The sequence below is a fragment of the Aeromicrobium sp. genome, from assembly GCF_036676885.1.
Classification (GTDB): domain Bacteria; phylum Actinomycetota; class Actinomycetes; order Propionibacteriales; family Nocardioidaceae; genus Aeromicrobium.
Window position 1 is genome coordinate 1 of sequence record NZ_JAKFCB010000352.1, and the last position, 3,782, is coordinate 3,782.

3 protein-coding genes are annotated in these 3,782 nt (G+C 72.0%); all 3 read right to left on the minus strand.

Annotated elements, in window-relative coordinates:
- Positions 1-893 (minus strand): formimidoylglutamate deiminase (locus tag V6M46_RS16655; protein WP_332667129.1); only part of this gene is annotated, 893 nt, incomplete at its 3' end.
- Positions 890-2,059, minus strand: a complete 1,170-nt coding sequence (locus V6M46_RS16660) for an allantoate amidohydrolase (protein WP_332667131.1) — start codon at positions 2,057-2,059, stop codon at positions 890-892. The genes V6M46_RS16660 and V6M46_RS16655, both read right to left, overlap by 4 nt.
- 151 nt (positions 2,060-2,210) lie before the next feature.
- A partial coding sequence (gene hutU / locus V6M46_RS16665) for a urocanate hydratase (protein WP_332667133.1) occupies positions 2,211-3,782 on the minus strand: 1,572 nt, incomplete at its 5' end.

Below are 3,782 nucleotides of genomic sequence, written 5' to 3' on the forward strand. Positions count from 1 at the left end.
GCACCGCGTGTGCCCGAGGCCAGGCGCTGGTGCATCTCGACGGCACGGGCCTCGGCGAACATGTCGATGACGGTATTGCTGTCCGAGCCCAGTGTCAGCCTCGCCCCGGCTTCGCGGAGCGCGGCGCTCGGTCCGATGCCGTCCGCGAGCTCGGCCTCCGTGGTCGGGCAGAAGCACACGTACGCCCGTGCGTCGCCCAGCGTCGCGACGTCATCGGGCGTCAGGTGCGTGGCGTGGACGGCGGTGGTGCGGGGTGTCCAGGCGCCGGCCTCCGCGAGCAGCGCGACGGGGGTCAGGCCGGTCGCGGCGACGCAGTCCCGGTTCTCGGCGCGCTGCTCCGACACGTGCACGTGCAGCGGCGCGTGCGGGAACGCCCCGGCGACCGTGGCCAGCCGCTCGCGGGGCACCGCGCGTACGGAGTGGATCGCGGCGCCGACCACGACGTCGTCCTCGCCGGCATGCTTCTGCGCCAGCTCCTCGACGCGTGCCGCCCAGGCCTCGACGTCGCCGTCGCTGAAGCGCACCTGCACGCCCTCCGGCGCCTGCCCGAACCCCGAGGACAGGTAGCACGTGTCGAGCAGCGCGATGCGTACGCCGGCCTCACGGGCCGCGGCGATCAGCGACTCGCCCATCGCATTCGGGTCGTCGTACGGTCGCCCGTCAGGCTGGTGGTGCACGTAGTGGAACTCACCGACGCTGCGGATGCCGGCGAGATACATCTCGGCGTACGTCGCCCGGGCCAGGTCGAACAGCAGGTCCGGGTCGAGCACCGCCGCGATCGCGTACATCTGGTCGCGCCACGTCCAGAAGGAGTCAGCCCCCGTGATGCGCCCGCGCAGCGCACGGTGGAAGACGTGGCTGTGGCAGTTGGCGAACGCCGGAACCGTCCTCACGCGAGGTCCCGCACGACCGTCGTCAGGGCGTCGACGCCGGCCGCGCAGTCCGCGTCCTCGGCGAACTCCTCCGGCGAGTGTGAGACGCCGGTCGGGTTGCGGACGAAGAGCATCGCCGTCGGCACGTGCGGGCTGAGGACACCGGCGTCGTGGCCGGCTCCGGTCGGCAGCACGGGGGCGGCGAGCAACGTGGCGAGCCGGTCGCGCAGTTGCTCGTCGAACTCGACGGCGGGGCTGACCGACTCGGTCGTGAGGGTGACGGTGGTGCCGTCGGGATCGGCCGCGGCGCGGGCCTGGTGGATGAGGGAGTCGACGAGCTCGTCGAGCTGGCCCTCCTCCGCGGCACGTGCGTCGAGCCAGGCACGTACGCGCGAGGGGATCGCGTTGGTGGCGCCGGGCTCGACCTCGAGCCGACCGAACGTCGCCCGCGCTCCGGCGTCGGTGGCGAGCCGGCGCGCGGCGAGGACCGTCGCGGCGTATGCCTGCATGGGGTCGTGCCGGTCCTCCATCAGCGTGGCTCCGGCGTGATTGGCCTCGCCGCAGAAGTCGAGCCGCCAGCGGCCGTGCGGCCAGATCGCCGTCGCGACGCCGACGGCCGCGCCGGAGTGGACCAGCGAGCGGCCCTGCTCGACGTGCAGCTCGACGAATGTGCCGATGCTGTCGAGCAGGTCGGTATGCCCCACGGCGCGCGGGTCGCGGCCGCGGGCCGTCATGACCTCGGCGAGCGTCTGGCCGTCGCGGTCCTTGAGCCCGAGCGCCTTGTCGGGCTCGAGCGCTCCGGTGACGAGCTGCGAGCCGGCGCAGGCGATGCCGAAGCGGGCGCCCTCCTCGTCGGCGAAGTTCGCCACGACGATGGGCCGGTTCGGCGTGAAGCCCTCGGCGCGGAGCCGGTCGACCGCGGCGAACGACGAGACGACGCCGAGCGGTCCGTCGTACGCTCCACCGTCGGGCACCGAGTCGAGGTGCGAGCCGATCAGCAGCGCGTCGTCGCCGCTGCCCCACCACGCGAACTGGTTGCCGTTGCCGTCCTCGACGAGCTCCAGCCCCCGCGCGGCAGCCTCGCCCGCGAACCACTCCCGGAGCTGCATGTCGGCGTCGCTCCACGCGAACCGCCGATAGCCGCCCGTACGAGGATCCCGCCCGATGTCACTGATCGCTTCGAGCATCACGCCAGCCCTCGGTGGTCGAGTCCGAGCGAGGGACGAGCGAGCGAAGGGCGGTGAGACGACACGCTCACCCGAGCCTCTCGGCGTACGCCCCTTCGGTCGCAGAGCTCCCTCCCGCTCGCAAGCTCGCCAGGGGCCGGGGTGGTGGACATCAAACCTCCGCCCTTCGGTCGCTGGCGCTCCCTCCCGCGACTTCGTCGCCAGGATCCTCGCTTCGCTCGGACATCGGGACTCGGAGGCCTCGTTCCTTCGCGACCTCGGCGGCACGGTCGTAACCGGCGTCGACGTGCCGCATGACCCCTGTACCCGGATCGTTGACCAGCACGCGCTCGATCTTCTGCGCGGCGAGGTCCGTGCCGTCCGCGACGATGACCTGGCCGGCGTGGATCGAGCGGCCGATGCCGACGCCGCCGCCGTGGTGGATCGACACCCACGTCGCTCCCGACGCCGTGTTGAGCAGCGCGTTGAGCAGTGGCCAGTCGGCGATCGCGTCGGAGCCGTCGGCCATCGACTCGGTCTCGCGGTAGGGCGACGCGACGGAGCCGGAGTCGAGGTGATCGCGGCCGATCACGACCGGAGCGCTGAGCTCGCCGGAGGCGACCATCTCGTTGAACCGCAGACCCGCAAGGTGCCGCTCCTGGTAGCCGAGCCAGCAGATGCGGGCCGGCAGGCCCTCGAAGTGCACCTTCTCCTGCGCCTTGGTGATCCAGCGAGCGAGGTGCTCGTCCTCGGGGAACAGCTCGAGGATCGCCCGATCGGTCGCGGCGATGTCGGCCGGGTCGCCGGACAGCGCGGCCCAGCGGAACGGGCCCTTGCCCTCGCAGAACAGCGGCCGGATGTACGCCGGGACGAACCCGGGGAACTCGAAGGCGCGATCGAAGCCGCCGAGGCGCGCCTCCTCGCGGATCGAGTTGCCGTAGTCGAAGACCTCGGCGCCGGCGTCCTGGAAGCCGACCATCGCACGTACGTTCTTGGCCATCGAGGCGCGCGACTTGTCGGTGAACCCGGCCGGGTCGCGCTCGGCCTCGGCGTGCCACTCGGACATCGAGATGCCCTCGGGGAGATAGCTCAGCGGGTCGTGCGCGCTGGTCTGGTCGGTGACGATGTCGATCGCCGTGCCGCGCTCGAGCAGCTCGGTGAACACCGTGGCGGCGTTGCCGACGATGCCGACCGACAGCGGCCGGCCCTCGTTCTTGGCAGCCACGGCGCGGTCGACGGCCTCGTCGAGGTCGGTCCAATACTCGTCGAGGTAGCCGTGCTTGACCCGCCGCTCCAGCCGCGACTCGTCGACGTCGACCACGAGCACGGCGCCCTCGTTCATCGTGACCGCCAGCGGCTGGGCACCGCCCATGCCGCCGCAGCCGCCGGTCAGGGTCAGCGTGCCGGCGAGCGTGCCACCGAATCTCTTGCGGGCCACCGCACCGAACGTCTCGTACGTCCCCTGGAGGATGCCCTGCGTCCCGATGTAGATCCACGAGCCGGCGGTCATCTGGCCGTACATCGTCAGACCCTCAGCCTCGAGCTTGCGGAACTCCGGCCAGGTCGCCCAGTCGCCGACCAGGTTGGAGTTGGCGATCAGCACGCGCGGCGCCCACTCGTGCGTACGGAAGACGCCGACCGGCTTGCCGGACTGCACCAGCAGCGTCTCGTCGTCCTCGAGCGTCTCGAGCGTGCGGATGATCGCGTCGTACGCCTCCCAGCTCCGCGCCGCCCGGCCGGTGCC

Coding starts and splice junctions, on each gene's coding strand:
- V6M46_RS16660 (WP_332667131.1), bottom strand. CDS start 2,059: ATGCTCGAAGCGATCAGTGACATCGGGCGGGATCCTCGTACGGGCGGC.